Consider the following 23,802-nt stretch of genomic DNA (forward strand, 5'->3'; position numbering starts at 1 on the left):
GCGAGCGACGGTTATCCCTTATTTACCCCTACTGATAAGTATCCAGTATGACTCACCTCATAACGTCCCATTTACATACTCGCAAACAATTGATTGCCCAGCGCTTCTCACTAGCCCAAAGCTATGATAATCATGCTGTTATTCAACAGGCCATCTGCCAACGCCTAGTTGAGCTGCTGCTGACCACCCAGCATACCAGTGTCCTAGAAGTGGGCGCTGGTAGTGGGCAATTAACGACTTTGCTAGCCCAAACCTTACAATCAGAGCGCTGGCTCATTAATGAGTTATGTCAGACGCATGCTGCCCCTTTACAAGCCATCGTGCCTGCAGCTCGCATCCATATAGGCGATGCGGAGCGCTCGACTTATAATGACATTACTGGATTGGGGGATAATCACAGCCTAGTAGTCAGTGCCAATGCCATTCAATGGTTTGACTCACCCTTAGCCTTTATTACCCAGGCGGCTGAGCAATTGCAGCGCGGAGGCCAATTGCTCTTTAGTACCTTCACCCCTGAGCATTTTCATGAATTTAAAACCTTAACTGGCCAAGGTCTGCATTATCCTAGTAGCGAGCAATGGCGCGCGCAGCTTGAGCAGTCTGGCTTTACGGTTCACTACTGTGACACCTATCGCCGTACCTTAAATTTTGCGACCCCTTACGCCGTCTTACGGCATCTTAAAGCCACTGGGGTCACTGCGATACCGGCCTCCTCTAAAGACAATCCAGAGGCCTTATCTTCGCCGCCTTTTTGGAATAAACAGCGCTTGGCAGACTTTGAGCAGCAGTATCTTGAGCAGTTTGCTACTACAGACGGTCAAGTCACTCTGACTTATGACGCGCTTATTATCAGTGCGCAGTTGGTTTAGCCATTTAAAAAGTAAAGTAGCTAAAACAGACCATGACAAACCATGGCAAACCACTCAATAAAAATAACGACCAAAAAAAAACGCACCCCTTAGGATGCGTTTTTTTATTTAAGACTTAAGACTTTTTACGTGTAAGACTAAGCCGTCTTATTTGTCTTCATCTTTCACTTCAGTGAACTCAGCGTCTACGACATCGTCGTCCGCTTTAGTGCTGTCCACATCAGCATCTGCTGGTTGTGCTTGGTTCGGGTCCATACCTTCAGCCCCTGCGCCCGCATAAATCTTTTGGCTAACAGGCAAGAAAGCATTGTCTAGCGCTTCAAGCTTCGCTTTGATCTCATCATGGTCGTCTTCTCTGATGACAGCTTCAAGCTCAGTGATAGCGGTCTCAACCGATGCTTTTTCTTCGTCAGATACTTTATCCGCAGCCTCTTTCAAAGCTTTTTGGATAGCATGGATACGGCCATCAGCTTCGTTACGCACTTGCGCTAGAGCAGCAAATTTCTCATCTTCCGCAGCGTTCGCTTCGGCGTCACGCACCATTTGTTCGACTTCTTCATCCGACAAACCTGAGTCTGCTTTAATTTGGATGCTTTGCTCTTTGCCCGTACCTTTGTCTTTCGCTGAAATGTTCATGATACCATCAGCGTTGATGTCAAAGGTCACTTCGATCTGTGGGATACCACGTGGTGCTGGTGGGATATCCGATAGGTTGAATTCGCCAAGCATTTTGTTTTGTGCAGCAATTTTACGCTCACCTTGGAATACTTTAATAGTAACCGCAGGTTGGTTGTCTTCAGCAGTCGAGAACACTTGTGATTTCTTAGTAGGAATCATCGTGTTTTTCTCGATAATACCGGTCATCACGCCGCCCATAGTTTCGATACCTAGGGTCAGTGGTGTCACGTCAAGTAGCAAGACGTCAGTTTTGTCGCCTGATAATACGGCACCTTGAATCGCTGCACCAACGGCTACGGCTTCATCAGGGTTCACGTCTCTACGTGGCTCTTGACCGAAGAACTCTTGTACTTTTTGCTGGACTAGCGGCATACGAGTCTGACCACCGACTAGGATTACGTCGTTGATGTCTGTTTTCTTCAAGCCAGCGTCTTCAAGAGCGATACGGCAAGGCTCTAGAGTACGCTGTACCAAAGCTTCGGTTAATGCTTCTAGCTTAGAGCGGCTGATGGTCACTACCAAATGCTTAGGACCTGAGCTGTCTGCTGTGATATACGGCAGGTTTACTTCAGTGCTTTGCGCGCTTGATAGCTCGATTTTTGCTTTTTCAGCAGCTTCTTTTAGACGCTGCATCGCTAGCGCATCACCTTTAAGGTTGAAGTCTTGCTCTTTTTTAAACTCTTCTACCAAGAATTCGATCAAAGCTGAGTCAAAGTCTTCACCACCAAGGAAAGTATCACCGTTGGTAGACAGAACTTCAAACTGCTGCTCGCCATCAACGTCAGCGATTTCGATGATTGATACGTCAAAAGTACCACCACCTAAGTCATAGACAGCAATCGTGCGATCGCCTTCTTTTTTGTCCATGCCGTATGCAAGGGCAGCGGCCGTTGGCTCGTTAATGATACGCTTAACGTTTAGACCAGCGATTTTACCCGCATCTTTAGTCGCTTGACGCTGTGAGTCATTAAAGTAAGCCGGTACAGTTACTACGGCATCCGTTACCGTCTCACCTAGATAGTCTTCAGCGGTCTTTTTCATTTTCATTAGCACTTCAGCAGAAATCTGCGGTGGTGCCATTTTTTTGCCGTTTACTTCTACCCAAGCATCACCGTTGTCTGCTTTAACGATTTTGTATGGCACCATGCCCACGTCTTTTTGCACGACTTTATCTTCGAAACGACGACCGATAAGGCGCTTAATCGCAAATAAAGTGTTGTGTGGGTTAGTGACCGCCTGACGCTTTGCAGACTGGCCAACTAGGGTCTCGCCATCTTTATAAGCGATGATAGAAGGGGTAGTACGCGTACCTTCAGCATTTTCGATGACTTTAACTTTGTCACCTTCCATTACTGCTACGCAAGAGTTGGTAGTACCTAGATCAATACCAATGGTCTTAGCCATAAATCATTACTCCAATTTCTAATTAATATTTCAATTATTAAATGTACCTAAAGTACATAATCTATCTAAATAGACGAGGAGTTAGGCTCTCTGAACCACTCGCGCTTAATACGACGCTTAGCTTGATAGTGGCCTAAAGAGATTCCGTCCTCGTTTGCTGTGTATTTATATCGGTTTAAAAGGCGAGTTTTTCAAGCCACTGGCCTTATAAATCTCACCTTTTATGTGAATTTTTGTTATTTAAGGCGCTTTAAAGGGCTTATTAACCTAATAAAGGCCTTACTGACCCACACGGACGATAGCAGGACGCAATAAGCGACCATTTAAGGTATAGCCTTTTTGCAATACTTCGCCCACCATATCGGCTGGCGCTTCTGGATCAATCCCTACAGCTTCATGGAAATCGGCATTAAACTTTTCGCCTTGTGGATCTACCAGCTCAACACCGTGCTTGTTCAGCACGCTTAATAGCGATTTATGCGTTAGTTTCACGCCTTCCATAATCGCATCATCGGCATCGGTATCTTGCTGCACGCTCACGATAGCGCGCTCTAAGTTATCGACCACTTCGAGCAATTCTTTTGCGAATTTCTGTAGAGCGAATTTACGGCTTTTTTCCGTCTCTTGCTCCATACGTTTTTGCGCATTGTAAGCATCGGCATTGGCACGCGCTTGCCCTTCTTTGGCGTCTTTTAGCGCCCCTTCTAACTCTGCAATACGCGCCTCAAAGGCATTGCCATTGATGTCATTATCGATAGTTTCGTTGTCACCATCGTTAGTTTCTGGATTAAACTCATCCATAGTTTGTTCTAATACTGTGCCTTCGCGGTCGATATTACCTTGTGCCGCTTGCGGGTTTTTAGTATCAAACTCTTGATTTGGGGCATTTTGCTCAGGACGTTCGCTCATGGTGACTCCTATTTAGTATTTTCCAATAATAATTTTGATAACTCTTGATAACTCTTAATAACTAGGCCTACTGTGTGACCACAGAGGCTAAAAGGCAAATAACTATCGTATGCGGGTGACCAGAGGTCTGAAAAACATACTCTCTATGACCGTACTGGCTAAAAAAAGCAGTCCTACCTCTAAAAACCAGCACCACGCGATAGTCTATAATCGTTAGGTGATTGATAAAGGTCATCACCTTATATTTCAAGCCTTAAACTAGAGTATTTGTTAGGTGTTTAGTAATATCTGTGCATTTAACCTTTATTCAAGCTTTTTGCTGAATCTTTATCTCAAAAATCCCTGTTAAAAATTTTTAGCTCAGAAAGTAATTTGATTACCATTAGGCGTTCGAGCTAGATTTTAATTGCTAAGGATAAGTAACTGCTATAAGTTACTTATAACATTTACAGGAGGGACTCTTATGCGTCTACCCCATTTTATGGCGCTTGCCGAGCCGCAACGTCTAAAAAAAGTGGTCACTCATGGCTTGCATGGCTTGCATCACACGACTAAAGCTATCGGCTATCTGCCGGATATAGTCTTAAACCGTTTAAACACTATTGCGGGCGGCCACAGTGCTGATGAGTTGCCCGAAGCTGATGCGCATATGCGTCTTATTCTGGGCCTTAGTAATAAAGCGCGCCAGCCATTAACGCTCGAGACTTTATCGCACCTGCGTACGCTGTTTTCTGCGATTGCTGTGTCGCTACAAGACCCCCAACGTATTCAAAATTCTGCAATACCCAAACCTAATCAAGCTAGCGACAACCAAGCTACTGATAAAGGTAAAAGTAAAGGTAAAAAAAGCAGGCAAGGGCAATTGCCAGTCAGCTATTATGATCAAAGTATTACCAATAGCGATGGCAAGGCCATGCGTATCCGCTGTTATCAAGCAGGCTCAGGCAATCCTGATCAAGTCGCTATGTTATTTATGCACGGCGGCGGGTTTTGTATTGGCAGCATCGCCACTCACCACGAATTCTGCCATCAAGTCTGCGAGCAAACAGGCTGGTCTGTCGTCAGTGTAGACTATCGCTTGGCACCGAAAGACAAAGCCCCTACTGCCCTTTACGACTCCGTAGCCGCATATCAATGGCTGTATGCTAACGCTCCCACTTTAGGAGCACTGCCTGAACGTATCGTGGTATCCGGTGATAGTGCTGGAGGCTGTTTAGCCACCTTGCTGGCCCAGTTAAGCGCCAATACAACTCGCGAGGCTACTGCCGTAACCACCCTACCGCACGCTCCATTAGCACAAGTGCTGCTGTATCCGATTACCGACTTTGACAATATCTATCCCAGTCGTCAGCAGTATGGCAGTGGTATGTTGCTCAATGCCAACGATATGGACGTGTTTAGCCAAGCGTATTTAAAGAATAATGATGGCACCTCGACCCATCCCTTAGTGTCGCCAATGCACGGCTATTGCGAGAACTTATGCCCTGCGCTAAGCGTGATCGCGGAATTGGATTTGTTGAAAGATGAAGGGCTAGCTTATGCCAAAAAATTGCAAGAGTGTGGTACCGAGGTAGAAATCTATCGCGTCAAACAAGCCCCACATGGGTTCTTGCATTTTATGAGTGTGCACAAAGGTATGCGGCACGAGACCACGCAGATGATTGCTAAGATGCATAGCTTTGTCAGCCCTTTACTCACGGAAGCTGAGTAGCAACGGCCTAGAATAAGGCGCAAAACTTAATTCGCCTGACCCTCTCTAAGTTAGCAAAGCCACCTTATACGGTGGCTTTTTTGTTAGGGATAGCGGTCTGTTGGGACTCCCGCTACTACTCTGCATCTACAGATACTAAGGTCACTATCCAAATTTCGGAGCGAGTGCCTAAGCGAAAAGGCACGCTACCAATACCGAAGCCGGACGATACCAAAAACTGCGTGTCATTGACGGTTTTAGTGCCATAAGCTAATGGGGAAAACCAGTGCATTAAGGTGGTTAAAGGAAAGATTTGCCCGCCATGAGTATGGCCTGATAAGTGTAAATCGATAGGCAAGGCGCTAATCTCTGGAATAGTAGAGGGACGGTGCTCTAAGAATATAATGGGTTTATCAGCGTTTAATGGCTGTAATAAGTCTGCTGCCGATAAGCGGGTGCGGTCTAAATCATCCGAACGTCCCACCAGCCATACCTTATCCGCTAATAACACCGACTCATTGTCCAATACATTAATACCTGCTTCAGTAACCGCTTGAGCAATCTTTTCTTCATAGCCTAAATAGTCGTGATTGCCGAGTACCGCGTATACGCCAAGCGGTGCTTGTAGCTTAGCAAAGTGCGCGGCCATACCCGTTTTATCATAGTAAATCGTGGTGTCGTCCATGATGTCGCCAGCTAATACCACGGCATCGACCTGCTCTCCGTTAATCAAGCCAACCAACTTATCGATTTTCCGGTTACCAAACCATTTGCCCCAATGGGTATCGGAGACTAAGGCTAGCTTTATAGGCGCAGCTAAAGGTTTATCGACAGTCACCGTGAGGCGTTTTACCACCGGAGCATAGCCATTAAAGACCGCCAATCCAACGATACCTATATAAGTCATTACTGCTAATAGACGGGCTAACTTGGGCCGTGACTTACGCTTTAATACTCGGCAATACAGCAGGCCGAACGCGCCTACAATCAGCGCTGCATAGACCATAAACCCTTGTAGGATACTGAAAATTAAATAAATACGGAAACGTTCACGCCAAAACTCACTGAGGCCATAAAACAATACCGCGTTACTCAGAGCAAAGATAACTATAGTTAAAATGACTTTGCTAAAGGTCTTTTGCGGACGCAAAAACCAGCCTAGAATTAGTGTGGTCGAGAGGGCTAAGGCTTGAGTAAGGAGAATAAAAAGCCACATAGATGTGCATTTTTTTAAGGATAGAGACCCGTCATCTTAAAGCAGCTTTGCGCTGACCACCACATGGTCCCGCATGTTTCACCTATTTTTCATGAGGAATACTTCATAATAAAACGATACTTCATAATAAAACGATACTTTTTAAGCGTTAGTGCTTAGTGCTTAGGTCTTTTTTAATGAAATTTATTATTATAAAGGTGGGGCAGTGGTATCTTGCTGAGGTTTTTTTAGCAAGTACCAAGCCGTTATTACCGCACTAAGTCCCCCTATCAAACCGAATCCCAAAAACTGTATAGCAGTCTCTATCGACCCTTGCAGGATAAGGTAACTATAACCAGTTGTTAGCAAACCCGCCGCAATAAATATCTCAAATAAAGTGCGAGAATTTGCCACTTTCAATCTACGAATAATTAGCCATCCAGCGGTTAGAACGGCTGGGATAAAGCCATACATTAACACACCAAATACCGCCACCATCACGCCTAATAATGGATTAAAAGATACTTCACCTCCGGTAAAACCGCTGTATAGCATAGTTATAATCACGAATAGGCCGCCACTAATTAAGGCAGATATGGCACTAAATTTAACCAGCAGCATACCCCAGTCATTTTCTTGAGCTGACAGCTGTTGCGGTAATAGCGCCTCGTTGAACGGTTCTGGAACTACAAGTGTCTGCTCTACCGACTTATCGGCGTTCTGTTTCATTGGCAATGCCTTATTTCTTACTGGCTTATCGTAACTTTACGCTGGCTTAATTTAGGAAGAACAGGCTGCCCAGTCCATTGCGGCGCAGCAGTATCTAAACGTAGGGCCAATTGCGGCAAATGATGGGTAGGTACTGCAGGAAAGAGATGATGCTCAATGTGATAGAGCAGGTTAAAGGTTAGTAGATTCACTACAGGATGGCGCTCGCTGCGGGCATAAACAATGTCATCACAGCCGTGATGCACGCTCCATACCGCAAAGAATCCCACCAACATATTGGCTAATAACATGACTAAAACGTGATAGACCAAAATGGGGTGCATAGTAATAATAGCAGCTACGACTACCGAGCCAATTAAGAGCATATCCACCATAACTAATCTACGTTGGCGCTGACTGCCATGAGTCAGGCCAAACCACTGAATTGCGATAGAGAATAAACCGCCGCCTAAAATAGCTTGATACCAAGGTAAGCGCGCCCAATTACCCTCCACATCGCTAACACCCAACGGATCCCGGTGATGGTTGAGATGGGTATAACGGATAGCATGGGTACTGCATAACATGGTGATACTCAGTGCAAACAACACCAACTCAGTAGCACCCTGACTCACCCCGAGCGTCCGGTGATAGCAGTCATGGGCTTGTCGTAATGCCGCCATAAAAAAGAAAAACGAGGCGCTAAGGGCTACCCACCACCAACCCTGCAGCACGGAATACCACGATAACAATATAAAAGGCAGGGACAATACCACGTTATAGACGACTTCGATGGATCGAAGCTCTCGTAGGTCTTGCCACTCGATATTAGCTAACGAAGGATGGCGCATGGCTTGCTCCTTAATGGCTATTCACAGTGATAGCCTTTATCAATTTACAACTTCTTAACCACTTAATTAATTAATATGTAAATTATTAATTTCTACAATTTCTGTCATAACTGAAATATAACGATAAGTCTTTATTTAGATTTTAGTATAAATAATACTTTGCCTATCACCACGCTGAATCCCTCTAGAGTAACTAGGGCTAGTAAAATACCTTTGAATCTCTGACAGCTTTTTTGGCGATTAAATCCTTTTTGGCGATTAAATATAGAATAGATACTACAGTACAGATAAAGCCAACCATCTCACTAAATAAAAGTTTCACGTGGAACATCTAAGTGCTGGAGTTAATATAGTAGTTTCACGTGAAACATAAGCCATAAGCATAGCGTTACTCTAAGAGATTTACATGAATGCTTATTGCTGCTCTAAAGCTTGCTGAATAGTCGTATGCTCAAAGCTAAACCCAGCATCTAATAATGCTGTTGGCAACACCTTCTGCCCATCCACTAACAAGGTCGACATTTCACCAAACATTAATTTCAATAACGGTGTAGGTAGAGTAAATAGCGTAGGACGGTGCAGCCAACTGCCCATAGCTTTGGTGAAGGTGGCATTAGTAATAGGAGTTGGCGCGGTGAGATTATAAATCTTGCTACCAACTGCAGCAGATGTAGACCATGTAGACCATGTAGACCATGTAGACGATGATGCCAGTTGTTGTTGCATAATAAACCAAGCGGCTCTAATCCAATCGGTGCGACTGATCCAGCTCATAATTTGCTCACCATCACCCAATTGACCTCCTACACACATCTTAAAAGGCGTCAATAATTTTCCGACCATACCGCCTGTGGGATGAATCACAATCCCAGTACGCACTAAAGCAACCGGCACCCCATATTCGGTAGCACGCATCGCCAATTGCTCCCAAGTTTCACAGAGGTCATGAGCAAAATCTTGCGCAAAACTACTGGTTTCATTTAAGGGCTTATTGCCTTGTGCCCCATACCAACCAATCGCTGAGCCACTGATTAGTACTTTCGGCTTTACCTCTATGCGAGCGATATAATCTAAAATAGCTTGAGTAGGTTTGATACGGCTATCGAGTAAGAGCTGTTTGCGCTCATCCGACCAGCGCGAGTCAGCGATCCCTGCGCCGGCTAAATTCATAATCACATCAAAGCTCAGCGGTGAAGTCTGTAACTCATCGTAGCTCATCATCGCCACATAATCTGGATGCGCTTGACTGTCATCACGGGTGAGCCAAGTGATTTGCACAGGGATATCTGCGTGGCTTTGCAGCCAGTCACTAAAGGCACTGCCTATAAATCCGCTACCACCGCTAATTAAAATATTCATGTTATGGTTCCTTTTAAGTGGTTATATTTATTAAATTAAGTCGAATCCTTTAAAGACATCGTGTGCTATTTGCCAGTCTTTGTCAAAGTACGTTTTGGATGATTTAAGCAACATAAACCAGGTTATAAATGAATATGATTAGAGGGATAACCCCTATTATCTTTTTGAATCATTAGCCATTTATCAGCTTTGCAGCCTTGTAGGTTTGGGTAAAAAAAGTAGGCCTGTAATTAAGGCGCTCAGCCCACCTAATATTCCAGCAGATAAGGTGACGCCCACTATGTCTATACCCTCACGCATCATCATAAAAGCAATCATGGTATAAATAATGGTAATAAAAGCCCCCGTTATGGTGACTAACGCTAAGCCCTGCGGAGCACGGATTACTTTAAAATAAGCTGCAAAGACTCCCGTAAGTGTCGCAGGAATAAGACCCAGTCCTAACCCTATTATCATAGCAATAGGGACGATTAAAATAGCCCGCAATTCTCCACTACCAATCCATATTAATAAGCCTATTAGCCCGCCCCCGATTGGCCCACCATAAAATAGATAGTTACCAATCACTTTCTGGGTTGGGTATTTTTTTAGTTGGTCATTCAGATTAGTCTGCGATTTTTTTATCAGAGGAGTGGGCTTTGTATTCATATTCGGCTTCGTCTTGGCCTGTGTAGCAACTTGCTTATTCAAAGCCAGCGCAGTGTTAGTATCAGCGTCAGTTGCGATATATTTATCCTTGCCTGTATCTATCATTTTGACACTCCTTGGCCTGTAAAATTGAGGCTTTTTTAACCGCTAATAATACTGATTCTAATTTTATTAATTTCTGTCAAAACTGAAATATATAATTAAATTTTTTTATTTAGAAATTATTTATGAGGTACTAAGCAAAAATATCCCTTCTTTAGCGTAAAAACTTCTTAATACTAGCGCCAAGCTTGAGTATCTTCTTTAACGAACTGGTAGGCAGTTTTAACATTTCAGTAGACCAGGTCGTAACTGTCTCGACAAACTCATGCGTGTCTTTAATACGCGCCTTTACATTACTGTTTTCATGCTCAAATTCTGGGCTGTCCATCAACTCCTGCAAAAACTGCACGGTAGGGTCCAATTCACGCTTTTGTCTTTCCACCACTATAATACGCGCCAGCTCCCAAACATCGGTGTTGGTCGTAAAATGATCCCGACGATCCCCTAAGATAGATACTTTTTGTACGAGCCCCCAGTTTTGCAGCTCTTTAATACTGGTAGAGACGTTAGAGCGCGCCACTCCTAAGGTATCCGTAATTTCTTCAGCATTTAACGGCTTACCAATAATATAAAGCAAAGCATGAATTTGCGACATCGTACGATTGACCCCCCACTGCGTGCCCATCTCACCCCAATGTAGGATAAATTTCTCTGTCGTTGGGTTTAATCTCATAATCTACTCTACTGGAGTCACTCTATTGTAATATTGACGCTGCAATGGTTTTGATTAACGCTAGCTAATTAGGGTGCTAAATGAATAGCTAAATGAATAAATATAGCCTACTTCGATAACTTATCATGGTCTATTCACCCATTTCTGTCAAGAGTGAAATTAAAATATAAACTGCAGCGGATTAGCCTGAACTCCACTCAGTAAGACTTTTTAGGCCAATAATTAGCGAATGACCTGACCCGTAACCGCATCTCTTATCTGGCTAGGTTGCACATATCCGAGAGTTGCTGCGCTTAAATACCCTATTTGCTCGCCAAAATACCTATGGGCCTGCGCTAAAGTAGTGGCTGGGTCTTGTCCGGAAGGGTTACAACTGGTCGACACGATAAAGCCAAAAGGGTTACTTACACTCACCATTTGTTCACACAGCTGCCGGATTAGCGGGTGTGCAATCACTCGTACAGCTATACTCTGATGCTCGCCTGTAATCCAGTGCGGCAGCGGCGGAGTCAAAGAAGCTGGAATGGGCAGCAGCCAAGTATGCGCTTGGGCTTCCGCGGTCGTTTGCTGATTTTGCCAACTGGCCAGTATGAGCTTACGTTGCTCAGCGCTAAGCGTGGTCAAAAAAGGCGTCAGACGCTCGCTACTGTCGGTAATGACAATCATGCCTTTAGCGGCTGGTCGTTGCTTAATCGCTAATATCTGCTGCACAGCGCTTTGATTGTAAGCATCACAGCCGATACCCCAGACACTTTCGGTAGGATAAGCGAGCAAATGGCCTTGTTGTAGCCATTGAGCCGCCTGCCCTACTGACTCAGTCACTGATTTAGAGCCCATTGGGTTCATATCATCGTCAAAAGGAAGATTATTAGCAGGTAAAGAGCTTAAATTTGTCATAAAAAACTTACTGGGTGTTGGTAATGTCCAAAACCGGACCTTAAAGGCTAAATTATACCCTAAGATAGCGGCCACCTTGCTGCACAATGACGCCAAGCAATTCCAGCTCCATCAACTGCCCTAATAATGCGGCTGTCTCCAACTTAGTCTCTCGTTTTAGGGCATCCAAATCCTGCCCCGACCAGTCTAATTGCTGATATAAAGGCCGTAAATGGGCTGCGATATCTTCTACTTTAACCCCTTTATCCGCTATATTTTCTGCTGAACCTATGCCATTACCGCTCGCTCTGATACTGGCAGCACTCGCCTTAGTTTTTATCGTGGCGTGCAAAACTGAATTCCGGCTATCGCTATCGCGCGTACGACCGCTAACACCATTCAATGGTTGCTGGCTTTGCAACTGCACATCCTCAATGACCTGATCAGGGTGATAAATTAACGTAGCACCTTCGCGAATCAAATGATGGCAGCCTTCAGCATTGCTATTGTCGATATGACTGGGCACGGCAAAGACTTGTTTGCCTTGCTCTGAGGTCAAGCGCGCGGTTATTAACGAACCACTTTTTACGGCGGCTTCGCTAACGATAGTAGCTAAACTTAAACCCGCCACCAAACGATTACGCCGCGGGAAAGTATGTTTATTCGCCTGAGTACCCGGCAGCAGCTCTGAGACCAGACAACCCCCTTGGCGAACGATTTGCGCAAATAAACGGTCGTGGTGTTTGGGATAGCAGGCATCAATACCCGTGCCCATAACCCCGATAGTCCAGCCCTCATTCTGGGTAGGAAAAGCTTGAGCTCCACTCTTTGTAGAGGCTGTTTTTATAGAATCTGTCTTTGTAGAGGCTGCCAGTGCCCCTAGATGCGCATATCTATCGACACCGACGGCTAAACCGCTAGTAATAATGTAGCCAGCTTCAGCAAGGTATTGCGCTAAATCAAAAGTAATTTTCTGGGCTTGTGCAGTAGGGTTGCGGGTGCCCACAATAGCAATTTGTGGCTCCTGCAGTCGTGATGCATTACCGCGATAAAACAGTAAGGGCGGGGGGTCAAATACTTGCTTAAGTTGGGCAGGATAATGGGGGTCTTCTTGAAAAAGAATGCCGTAATGGCCTTGCGTTAGTGCCAGCTCAATAGCCGCTAGCGCTTGCTTAGCTTTATTAGGCTCATCAAAACGGTTTAGGTGGGCTTGGTGCACTCCTAAAGCTTGCCAATCGCTAGCAGATTTCGTTAAAGCTACGCTGGCTGAGCCATAGCTAGCAAGCAGGTTACGATAAGCAGAAAGGGAGGCATTCACTTGATACCAGAGGGTTACAATATCGCGCTGAGCGGTCGTCAGAGTTTGCGTCATTAGCATCGCTTCTAATAAATTAGGGGGTATCAGCGCTGCTTGCAGAAGACCTCTGCTGCCATGTCACGTATTATCCGCTGGCTATTTTTTAGGTAATTTTTACTATTGTTATGGCTTTATTATAGTTTTTGATTGACCTAGCGCCTAATTAAGACGCTAGGGATTATGCTGGCTAGTTCAAGTTTAATAGGGGATTCAGCTAAACCGGTCTTATAAATAAGGCGGGGGTAATAGCTGATCGCCAGGACTCAATGGCAGCTCAGAGCTTAGTACATAAGCATAGCTGATATTACCAAAGGTCTTAAATACCATCACCATACCCGCAGGTTCGCTCGGTAGCTGTACGGGCGTATCATTATCTTTGACATCACGGACTTTGGGCCCTTTACGATAGACCGTTAAGACATCGCCAGGCTTGGCGCCATTACTGCTACCTAGGTTAATGGCCACGACACTGCCTTTCGCCGCTGAGCCGATCGAGCCCATGACGCGTACAATTAGACCACCACGGTCGACCTTAGCTGGGGTAGGATAAAAGACAGGCGGTACGGTATTGCCCAACTCAACAAAGACTCGGTCGCCCTCACGGACTTCTTTGCCATAAGTATCCGTCAGTTGTAGGCTAGAGACGCCATTAGCCGCGACTGAGGTGACCAGACCAGTGGCCACTTGCGTCACTTCTAAACCAATGATTTGCTGCGTTTTTGGATCTACGTACGGGTCGCCTTCATGGTAAACCCCATACTTTTGGCCAACTATAAGCGGTACGCCTTTCGCATATATTTTATCGCCTTCGCTCGTAATTAAATTGCGATTTTTAGACGCTAGCACGTAAGGCGTGGTGTTAAAGTCTGCTGGATTCACGATCAGAGTCTTATCGAGCCAGTGTTGGATGGCTGATAGCGGGATAGGGGGGATGCTGCCCGCTGTAGAGGTAATCGTCACCGTCTGGCCTGCTGGCGCGTAGCCCAACTGCTTTTCGATGCCCGCACAGCCTTCACCCGTGTCCACACCAATCAAGGTTTTGCCTTGAATGATACACATGATGATGATGTCACCAGGGTAGATGAGGTGCGGGTTTTTGATTTGTTTATTGGTCGCCCAGATATCTTTCCAGCGCCAAGGACTGTCTAAATAACGCCCAGAGATATCCCATAAAGTATCGCCTTTTTTGACGGTATAACGGTTGGGCGCATCTGCTTTAATAGTCGGTGCCGGATTATTGGCGTAGGCAGGGGCGGTACTCAGTAGCGCTGCTATCACGCTAGACGCCAGTAGCTGTTTGACCACTGCCGCGCGAAACTTCGTATTGCTCTGTTTTTTAGTCATTCTCATTATTATATCCATAAAGTAAACCGTGACCTGCTTGCACATCACTAGCGCTACCGCTGAAAGCCAAACTTTTTATAGCACTGGCATTTTTACTCGGTGCGCCGCCTACGACGACAGATCCATTAACCTTCCCATCCTAAAATACCGATTAACCTACGCTAATCTGGTACCAAGTTTACAATCTTAAACACAATAGCACAATGACAGACAGAGACCGCAGTATTTCACTCTAAATTACTTTAATTTCAGCAAGTCCACTGAGGCTATTTTAATCAAAACTGTCAGCAGACTTGCAGGCCAGCCCTAAGACCACGACTCAACCTATTATTAAGCGTTGGGCGTAACCGCATTACGGATTTCTTGGGCGACCAACTCAGCATCATTATCTAGGATGGTAACGTGCTGCGCTAAGTCTTCTAGACCTTGGGTATGCGCCGGACGTTCGATCTCCATTTCGCCCACCGCCTCTACGATCGTCTCAGCAAACTTCACGGGCAAAGCGGTCTCAGCACAAATAACAATCTCGCCTTCTCGCTGCAAGTCACGCGCGACTTTGACCCCGTCTGCCGTATGCGGATCGATCAAATCATTGAAGTTTTCATGCAAATCTTTGATAGTAGCTAGGCGGTCGGCATGGGTAGACTTGCCGGCAGCAAAACCATAGCGACTGTTGACGGCTTCCATGACATCGGCTAAATCAAAACCGGTGCCGGATTTAACCCCATCAAATAACTCATGAACGCGGTCAGTATTCTTTTCTAATAACAGATAAACAAAGCGTTCAAAGTTTGAGGCTTTAGAGATATCCATCGAGGGGCTGGAAGTGACATAAGTCTTATCGGCTGGGCGAGGGTGGTAAGCGCCTTGATTAAAGAAGTCGTTGAGCACGTCGTTCTCATTAGTCGCCACGATGAGGCGGTCTACCGGCAAGCCCATTTCACGCGCAATATGACCGGCACAAATATTACCGAAGTTACCTGATGGCACGCTAAAGCTGACCTTAGTATCCGCGCTACTATGCTCTGCATCCGTGACGGCAAAATAAGCTTTAAAGTAATAAACGATTTGCGCTAGGATGCGGCCCCAGTTAATAGAGTTGACCGTGCCTAGGTTGTATTTCGCTTTAAAATCAGCATCTTGCTGTAAGGCTTTGACGATATCTTGGCAATCATCAAACATACCTTTAATGGCGATGTTATGGATATTGGCATCGGTTAGACTATACATTTGTGCGCGCTGGAAAGCACTCATTTTGCCATGCGGTGACAGCATAAAGACTTCGATATTGTCCTTGCCTCGTAGGGCATATTCAGCCGCACTGCCGGTATCGCCACTGGTCGCGCCAATGATAGTGATGCGCTCGTCTTTCTTTTTTAGCACATACTCAAAGGCATTGCCCAAAAATTGCATCGCCACGTCTTTAAACGCTAGGGTTGGGCCATTCGATAACCCTAAGATGTACAGGTTATTATCCAATTTACGCACAGGGGTAATGTCACTGCTACCAAATACAGTCTCGGTATAAGTCCGCTCGATGATATCTTTTAAGTCATCTTCGGCAATATCCGTCGCAAACAGACGCATAATCGCAAATGCCAACTCAGGGTAGCTTAGCTTGCGCCAAGCGGCTAAAGTAGCGCTATCGATCTGCGGATAGCACTCAGGCAACATCAAGCCGCCATCTGGCGCCAAGCCCATCAAGAGCACATCGCTAAAGTCCATTGGGGCTGTCTGACCACGGGTACTGATATATTTCATCGAATCGTCCTGTATTTACTTTTATTTAAACAAAGATTATTTTTTAGGCGTTCACTACATATTAAAATGATGTCTAGGAATGAAGCCATTGTCAATTTTTTCGCACATAGTTATTTGATAAGTACTTTCCAATTGGCTTACTAACCATTCAACATGTTGAGGCTTAACTTCATAACTGATAAGACTTAAGATCTCTCTACCAATTTTAGTGATTTCATAATATACAAAACCGATATTTTTAGATAATTTCTGATTAGAGAACATTAAAACCTTATTGTTACTTAGGTATATAAAAGACAGATAACCAACTTCACCTTGCTTTCTTATATTATTAATTTGTCTTGTCATACCAAGAGTTGAGACTCCAGAGATTATACCTATTTCTTCCAATAAAGATATTTGGCTACTATTTAAGCCTGAAGCATCTAAGAACTTATTATTTGAAGTAAATTGAGGCTGCTCGTTAGAATAACCATATATAACTCCAAGCTCTGATGTATAAGGTGCAAGCTTTTCAATGAGCAATGCATCTTCCTTAGACATCGTTTTAAGAAACTCAAGCAATCTTAAAGAATAGCGTCCCGGCTCTAAGAACTCTTGAGCTAAAACATTACCCCATAATGACTGTACTTCCTCATCACTTACCTTACTTGCGTTCTCTCGCCACGTGTTCAACCAATCATCATTTATTTCATAATCAGGAGGCTCTGAATTATCATTTATTAAACGTTGACTTGCATAACCAATTGATTTAGTTACATTAACCTCTTTACGTAACAATCTTTTTTCATTGCTTTTAATAACAATGTCTTGTACAGATATCGATTGAGATAGATTGTTGTAATTAATTTTCGGTTGATCTTGTTCAATTAAAAGTGTTTGATTATTACTAATCTGAATAATTTCTTTTTCAGCGTTAGTAGTAGCCGCTTCAATTATTTTATCAAGTTCAATTTGGCCTAGGGCAAGCTTCTTATTTTTCCAAGGGATATAATAAGGCATAATTAGCCCACCAACCCCTTTTTCTATCAGAGTTTCCCACATTTTTATTAATAAATTTTCACCGGGAAATTCCATTTCCATTCCTTATAATTTTTTTAAAAACAACTATTAAGCTTTCTTCAGCAGCGCATAATAAAAGCCATCACCGCTTATAATATCAGCTTGGTCATTGCTCTCTTCATCACCACTTTCACTATTAACTTCATCAATAGCCTCTGCATCGACAGCCGTTGGTGTCACAGCGTTAGGATAAATCGGCAAACACTGACGGCCTACAGCTTGCTCAATGCCCCAATTACAGGCTGTATCCGTAAAGGGGACCGCTACCGCATCGCCATGATGCTTTAAAAAGGTCTGCATCTGCTCGACGTTTTCCGCCTTCAATATAGAGCAGGTAATATACAGTAGATAACCGCCTGGATTTAACTGACGCCACAAGTTCTCTAAAATCTGCGCTTGTAGCTCCACCGTTTGCTCCACATCTTCTTCGGTACGTAGCAAGGTAATATCGGGATGGCGACGAATCACTCCGGTAGCAGTACAGGGCGCGTCTAGCAATATCACGTCAAAACTAGCTATGTCAAAACTAGCCACATCTTTAGCCGGCCAAGTCGTAGCATCCGCGCAGACAATCTCTAAATCGAGCTCATGTTTAGACATAGTCCTAGGCAGTTGCAGACGTTCTAAATTCTCAAAAATGCGCGTGATACGTTTGGGGTCATTATCAATGGCAGTCAGGGTTACGCCCTGTTTCACGTGAAACATTGCTTCACTCTGACCACTTCTATCGTCGTCATTTTGCTCGCTGTCATTGCTATTACTAAGGTCAGTGTCTATCAATTCTAACCAATGCGCGAGCTTACCACCGGGCGCAGCACAGGCATCTAATAACCGTAATGGACGCGGGGTCTCGCTGGCTGCGATAGTAGCTGCTAATTGCTGACTGACATGATGGATAATAGGCGCGGCCAATTGCGCATGGGCGTCTTGCACACTGGCGGCGCCCTCAGCGAAATCAGGTAATTGACTGACGGCCATGCTGTCAGTTAAGCAAATAACGTCTTGCTCAATAGTTTGGCTAGCTTTGCCATCCTGTGACTTGCTATTTATTGCTAAGTCAATTGTGGTTGTCAGCGTCATAAGCTTAGCCACAGTCTCGTCGCTAAGGTCTGCTTCAGCATCCATTGCTGTCAATAGCTCCAGATAAGTCTGGGCATCGGACTCTAAAGTATTCACACGTAAAAACATTGGAGCCGGCGTTCGTAAGCCTTTGGTGAGTGCTTCATAGTGCTCGCGCCAATCGCTCTTAAGCTGCTGCGCCAACCAATTCGGTAGGCTGTGGTTCTTATTGCATTTTTTACGGAATTTATTTGGATTTTTAGCGACTTTACGCAAGATGGCGTTAATTAACCCTGAGGCACGGGCAAGGTCTATCTTTTTGACCGCTTCCACTGTTTCATGGATGGCTGCGTGGTCAGCTACATTTAAATAGAGCAGCTGCGTCATACCCACTTGTATCGTGGTACGTACCGCCACTTCTTCCACAGGGTTATCCGCTAGCGAATCAAGTAAGCGCCCCGTTGCATACCAATGGCGTAGGGTAGTGAGCAATAGCGCATGGGCAAAGCCTTTATCTTCGCCTTTTAAACTATTCAATAAGGGGTCTAGCAATTGGCTTAACGACTGCCCTTGTTGGATAGCCAATAAGGTATTGATGACAGCGACGCGCACATCGGTATGGACAGGAGGGCTATTGCGTTGGTCGTTGGCTTTAGACTTCTGGTTGTGCTTTTGCATTATTGATTACCTTGTGAGACAAAACGATCACCATCGTCTAGCTGGTTGCCCTGACAAACTTGTTCGGCACTGAGAGGTTTACTACCGGCGAATTGTAGCCCAGTGAGGCGTAAGGTCGTTGCCTTTTCGTCCTCGGGTTGGGCTTTACCACAGGCGACTAAAATAGCATTCTTGCCTACGCTAATGACCGTACCAGGGGCTTTATCTGTGGTCTGGCTAGTATTCACTGGGAGTGCTGATAAGACTTTGACCCGTTTAAACTGCTCGCCATCGGCTAAAAAGGTATAGGTGCTAGGGTAGGGATGCATACCACGAATCTGCCGTTCAATCGTCACCGCTGATTGCGACCAGTCGATTTCACCCTCTGCTTTGCTTAATTTTTCTGCATAGTTGGCTTGGCTGCTATCTTGAGCTTCCGCCTTCGCTTGATAAGTGGGTAAGTCTTTTAATACCGTAATAATAGCCTCAGTGCCCAGTACGGCCAATTTATCGTGCAGACTCTCTGAAGTATCATCCGCAGTGATAGGGCAGGCCACTTTATAGAGCATATCACCCGTATCTAGGCCTAAATCCATCTGCATAATAGTGATACCGGTTTCGCTATCTCCAGCCAATAGAGCACGATGAATAGGGGCGGCACCTCGCCAGCGTGGCAGCAAAGAGGCATGGATATTTAAGCAGCCGAAAGTCGGGGTATTTAACACGCCTAAAGGTAGGATTAACCCGTAAGCAGCCACCACCATAATATCAGGCTGATAATTGGCTAATGTTTCACGTGAAACCATGCCATCGTCGCTAGACTTTTTAAAGGTTAGTGGTTGTTCAACCGGGATGCCATGCGCTAGTGCCACTGCTTTTACCGGCGACGCCGTTACCTTTTGCCCTCGGCCAGCTTTACGATCGGGTTGGGTATAGACGGCGACAATCTCAATATTGAGATCGGACTGCTGGTCAATTAGCGCCTGCAAACTGCTGGCGGCGAATTCGGGCGTTCCGGCAAATAGTAAGCGGCGCTTTGGCATATTAATTTCATTAACCTCATGGCATTTTTAGCGGTAGATAGAGCAGTAAAAGAGTTGCTTAGGGCATTATAAGGCAGTTCGCTAGGGACTGCTATGCTTGAATGGCTTGAGCCATATAGAGATGGATGTATTCTTAGGCTTATCTGTAGTGTCGGTCTTGGTCTAACTGCTGACCATATAGTGTTTTAACTTCAGTAACCTAAGCCTGCTGTGTTAGTAGGGATGTGTTATAGACAGTGCTATACTAAGTTTCTACTCTCTAAACGCTACCGTAGCGGAGTTTACCTTATATCTCATGAAAAACACCTCGACCTCGCAACGCTTACTTGCCTTTTATTTCCTAGCCTTAATTGTAATGCTAGCGATGTATTATGTATTGGCTTATAGCGCGGCAGTCGAACAACAAAAGCTGCGCAGTCAACAGGTATTCTCCCGGCTATTACATGAGCTAAAAGAGCATCGAGCCAGCAATCAAACTGACCTTAAAGTACTGCTAAAAAAGCCATTTATTAGGAGAATTAGTTACCAGTTAATCCTGATGGCGCCCTCCGGACAGACCTATATTCACGATTACTATCGCAGTGACGATACCAATCTTGAGACCGTCACCCTACCACAGCTACTGCCGCTGCACGAAACCAACCTCTATACTATTGATAATACTAAACTATCAGGCTGGATAGACTTGGATGACGGCTATCAGGTCTACGTCAATCTGTATCATAAACCCGTTAATATTGAATGGACTGCTTATCGGTATTGGGTGCCTATATTGGTCACTATTGTCCTGCTATTAATAGGAATGAGCTTTGTTTTAAAACGGCGTAACGAGTGGGAGCAGCTCATTGGCTATACTGAAAGCCTATCGTTATATGCTAAAGAAAGCTATGCCTCACCCCCCTTTACCGACCAAAAAGTAGCGACAGAATTTCTGCGAATGGGCCATGCGCTGAGCCGAATCAATTATCAGCTCCATAAAAACTATCGCCGCTCGCAACTTTTAAACCATCGCTTAAATCGCTTGATTGATCATGCGCCATTGCCCATGTTAACTATCAAGCGCTATGGCAAAATTAGCTTTGCCAATCAACGGTTTGAGCAGGTGTTTTCGACTACCTTTCAGGATAATGTGAGGTATACGCTCACCGACTTTTTTACGGGAATAGATAAGGCTACCCATCAGACCCTAAGCAAGCTCGCAACACAGCGAGTCACCCGCACCTTATTGGTCGATAGCCTAGAAGATGGCCAGCGCTATCAACTGCATATAATGCCGTGGTTTGGTGAGCATGGGCAGATTTATGGGTTTACTGGTGTCCTAAATAATATCCATGCGCTGACTCAGCAGCTTGCAGACTCGGAGCAGGAGCTACAACAGCAACACTCTCGTCTGGCCGACTTTGATAAGTTATGGTCCATCATGGGGCATGAGCTAAGAACGCCGCTCAGCGGGATGATTGGCATGCTAGATTTGCTACTCATGGATGGTCTAAACAGTAGCCAAACAGAGACCGTGAAGACCCTAAAGCAAGCCAGTCAATCGATGCTCTCGATGCTCAATGGCATGCTGGATATGGCCAAAATTGATGCCGGTAAGCTCAAAGTGGCGTCGGAGCCGGTAGATATCCTAGCTTTATGCAAGCAAATTTGTGAGTTGATGGTGGGCAATGCGCGCCGACAAGGGGTGGAGCTGCATTACTTCTTTGATCCGCAGTGTCCTCGCTATCTCACTACGGATGCGGGGCGTCTGCAACAAATTTTGATGAACTTAATTAGTAATGCCATCAAATTCACCCAATCCGGTTATGTGGCTTTAATTATAGAGCCTATGACCACGCATGATTCGCGCTATCTCGCCCCTAATCAAACGCATAAACCCAATAGGTTATTGAGCACTAGCCGTGGTCATCAGCAAGCTCATAGCTTAAATATTAATGATGTCGAGCACACCATCAATGCGCGGGCGACCACCCTAGCAGAAAAGTATAAAGTCACTAGCCCTAGCACAGCTAATGAATCGTCAGCAGAGCCTGATATTGACTTGGCTGATGAGCACCTATGGCTATGCTTTAGTGTCAAAGATACCGGGATTGGCATTGAACAGGCAGAACAGAGCAAGCTATTTTCTTTTTTTAATCAAGCCAACGATTCTATTAGTCAGCAGTTTGGTGGTACGGGGCTAGGCTTAGCTATCTCCAACAGTTTTGCCCAACTCTTAGGGGGTTTTATTCATCTGGAAAGTGAGCCCAAGGTCGGCAGTACCTTTAGTATTTGCTTGCCACGACACCAGCCCTCTTTTCAGCCCGTCTATCCCTTCAATAGCGACTTCTCAGACATCTGTTTGATTGCCTTTGTGAATGACGAGATTAGTGCTAGATATTTACGGCAATTGTTCAACCATCTATTATTGCCCGCCATAGTCCGCACCGTAATAGATGCCAACAGTGTCGCTAGTATTAATAAGCAATGGTCTCGCGTCGCGCCGGCTCAGCTTAAGCCAATAATATTAATGGATTATGAGCTGCATCAACATAGCGATTTAAGCGCCTTAACGGCTTTCAATATCTATGCTACTAGCCCCAAAATCTTACTAAGTATGATGCCTGAGCGCGGTATTGCCTCACAAATCATTGCGCAATTTGATGGGTTTTTGGCTAAACCCTTAGATATAGGCTATCTCATTTCTGAGATCAGTCGTCTCTCGCAGTATGCTGGCAAACCGTCGCCTTATCAAAATGGTGCGGCTAGTAATGGCGTACCTTTCGATAGTATTGCGCAAGCTAAATACCAGCTCATCACTTACCAAGAGCAGGCTAACCATAACGCTTCGCAAGCTACTGCTGCAAAATTAACCTCGCCACCAGATAGCAGCAGCGATGATAGCAAGGTTGATGATAGCAAGACAGTAACCGCTACCAACACCATTACCATAGCGCCGGCTAGGGACCAAGCCGCAAAACCTGTATCCGCTATAACAACAGGCGCTACCACAACAGCAGATGCTATAGTTGAGCAAGCCTCGGCTGTACCGTCTGACACTGACCCACTTACAGGTCACCATTTAATCTTGGTCGCTGAAGACCAGCCTATGAATCAAAAGGTCGCTTGTAAGGTGTTAGAGAAGCTCGGCTATCGCTCTTTAGTAGCGGAGAATGGAGAAGAGGCCATTAGCTTGCTTGAGCGCCATCGTGCCGAGATTGCTTTGATATTAATGGATTGTCGCATGCCTATCCTCGATGGTATCAGTGCTACCAAACATATTCGTAGTGGTCAAGATGCTATTCCCATTATAGCTTTAACCGCCAATGACTCCGAAGAAGACCAACTGGCGTGTATGCAAGCTGGCATGGATGGTTTCTTGGCCAAACCCCTTAAAAAAGACAAACTCGCAGCTATGCTAGCGCAGTTTTTACCCCATCAGTAACTAATTTAGCCGCTCATTGATTAGTTTAGCCGCTAAAAAAAGCCCATCGGTGCACCCACCAATGGACTTCTAGAGCTAACGGCCCCACGTTTAAATTCGCTTTGCCATTAACCAGATTTAGCACTAACTAGCC

18 protein-coding genes are annotated in these 23,802 nt (G+C 45.1%); 3 read left to right on the plus strand and 15 right to left on the minus strand.

The window, feature by feature from the left end:
* The first annotated feature begins 47 nt into the window (after positions 1–47).
* The gene (locus ACZ2XM_RS03250) at positions 48–869 is read left to right on the plus strand and encodes a methyltransferase domain-containing protein (RefSeq protein ID WP_490586964.1); all 822 of its coding nucleotides are present in this window, start codon (positions 48–50) and stop codon (positions 867–869) included.
* 147 nt (positions 870–1,016) lie between these two features.
* Here the strand turns inward: ACZ2XM_RS03250 and dnaK are convergent, their stop codons facing one another.
* Positions 1,017–2,951, minus strand: a complete 1,935-nt coding sequence (gene dnaK, locus ACZ2XM_RS03255; RefSeq protein ID WP_490586965.1) for a molecular chaperone DnaK — start codon at positions 2,949–2,951, stop codon at positions 1,017–1,019.
* Positions 2,952–3,230: 279 nt separating this feature from the next.
* Entirely contained in the window at positions 3,231–3,860 is a 630-nt protein-coding gene (gene grpE / locus ACZ2XM_RS03260) for a nucleotide exchange factor GrpE (protein ID WP_490586966.1), read from the minus strand.
* 463 nt (positions 3,861–4,323) lie between these two features.
* On the opposite strand from grpE, the gene ACZ2XM_RS03265 reads away from it, so the two are divergent.
* A complete protein-coding gene (locus tag ACZ2XM_RS03265; protein WP_490586967.1) occupies positions 4,324–5,571 on the plus strand; it encodes an alpha/beta hydrolase in 1,248 nt (415 codons plus the stop codon).
* A 115-nt stretch (positions 5,572–5,686) separates the two neighbouring features.
* Here the strand turns inward: ACZ2XM_RS03265 and ACZ2XM_RS03270 are convergent, their stop codons facing one another.
* From ACZ2XM_RS03270 to fmt, 13 genes are all read right to left on the minus strand, one after another.
* Positions 5,687–6,766, minus strand: a complete 1,080-nt coding sequence (locus ACZ2XM_RS03270; RefSeq protein WP_490586968.1) for a metallophosphoesterase — start codon at positions 6,764–6,766, stop codon at positions 5,687–5,689.
* A 189-nt stretch (positions 6,767–6,955) separates the two neighbouring features.
* Positions 6,956–7,474: a hypothetical protein gene (locus ACZ2XM_RS03275; RefSeq protein WP_490586969.1), complete on the minus strand. Its 519-nt coding sequence runs from the start codon at positions 7,472–7,474 to the stop codon at positions 6,956–6,958.
* Between the two features lie 17 nt (positions 7,475–7,491).
* Positions 7,492–8,304, minus strand: coding sequence for a fatty acid desaturase family protein (locus ACZ2XM_RS03280; RefSeq protein ID WP_490586970.1), 813 nt, complete (start codon positions 8,302–8,304; stop codon positions 7,492–7,494).
* A 414-nt stretch (positions 8,305–8,718) separates the two neighbouring features.
* Complete coding sequence (locus ACZ2XM_RS03285; protein WP_490586971.1) at positions 8,719–9,663, minus strand: epimerase; 945 nt, start codon at positions 9,661–9,663, stop codon at positions 8,719–8,721.
* Between the two features lie 183 nt (positions 9,664–9,846).
* Positions 9,847–10,416 carry a hypothetical protein gene (locus ACZ2XM_RS03290; RefSeq protein ID WP_490586972.1) on the minus strand — a complete coding sequence of 190 codons (570 nt, stop codon included), beginning with the start codon at positions 10,414–10,416 and terminating at the stop codon, positions 9,847–9,849.
* 151 nt (positions 10,417–10,567) lie between these two features.
* A complete protein-coding gene (locus tag ACZ2XM_RS03295) occupies positions 10,568–11,086 on the minus strand; it encodes a GbsR/MarR family transcriptional regulator (RefSeq protein WP_490586973.1) in 519 nt (172 codons plus the stop codon).
* Between the two features lie 222 nt (positions 11,087–11,308).
* Positions 11,309–11,923 (minus strand): L-threonylcarbamoyladenylate synthase, encoded by a 615-nt coding sequence (locus ACZ2XM_RS03300; RefSeq protein WP_490587433.1) that lies wholly within the window; start codon positions 11,921–11,923, stop codon positions 11,309–11,311.
* A gap of 112 nt (positions 11,924–12,035) precedes the next feature.
* Positions 12,036–13,334, minus strand: coding sequence for a DNA-processing protein DprA (locus tag ACZ2XM_RS03305; RefSeq protein WP_490586974.1), 1,299 nt, complete (start codon positions 13,332–13,334; stop codon positions 12,036–12,038).
* Positions 13,335–13,544: 210 nt separating this feature from the next.
* Positions 13,545–14,669, minus strand: coding sequence for a LysM peptidoglycan-binding domain-containing protein (locus ACZ2XM_RS03310; protein WP_490586975.1), 1,125 nt, complete (start codon positions 14,667–14,669; stop codon positions 13,545–13,547).
* Between the two features lie 324 nt (positions 14,670–14,993).
* Complete coding sequence (gene thrC, locus ACZ2XM_RS03315) at positions 14,994–16,424, minus strand: threonine synthase (RefSeq protein ID WP_490586976.1); 1,431 nt, start codon at positions 16,422–16,424, stop codon at positions 14,994–14,996.
* Between the two features lie 54 nt (positions 16,425–16,478).
* Positions 16,479–17,501, minus strand: coding sequence for a DUF2806 domain-containing protein (locus tag ACZ2XM_RS03320; RefSeq protein WP_490586977.1), 1,023 nt, complete (start codon positions 17,499–17,501; stop codon positions 16,479–16,481).
* Between the two features lie 33 nt (positions 17,502–17,534).
* On the minus strand, positions 17,535–19,223 hold the full coding sequence (locus tag ACZ2XM_RS03325; RefSeq protein WP_490586978.1) for a transcription antitermination factor NusB: 1,689 nt from the start codon (positions 19,221–19,223) through the stop codon (positions 17,535–17,537).
* Complete coding sequence (gene fmt, locus ACZ2XM_RS03330; RefSeq protein WP_490586979.1) at positions 19,223–20,245, minus strand: methionyl-tRNA formyltransferase; 1,023 nt, start codon at positions 20,243–20,245, stop codon at positions 19,223–19,225. The genes ACZ2XM_RS03325 and fmt overlap by 1 nt, the downstream gene beginning before the upstream one ends.
* Before the next feature lie 295 nt (positions 20,246–20,540).
* Here fmt and ACZ2XM_RS03335 point away from each other — a divergent pair, with 295 nt between their 5' ends.
* Entirely contained in the window at positions 20,541–23,669 is a 3,129-nt protein-coding gene (locus ACZ2XM_RS03335; protein ID WP_490586980.1) for a hybrid sensor histidine kinase/response regulator, read from the plus strand.
* The last annotated feature ends 133 nt before the right edge of the window (positions 23,670–23,802 follow it).

The sequence above is a fragment of the Psychrobacter sp. CoH-33_TS_01 genome (assembly GCF_058189395.1).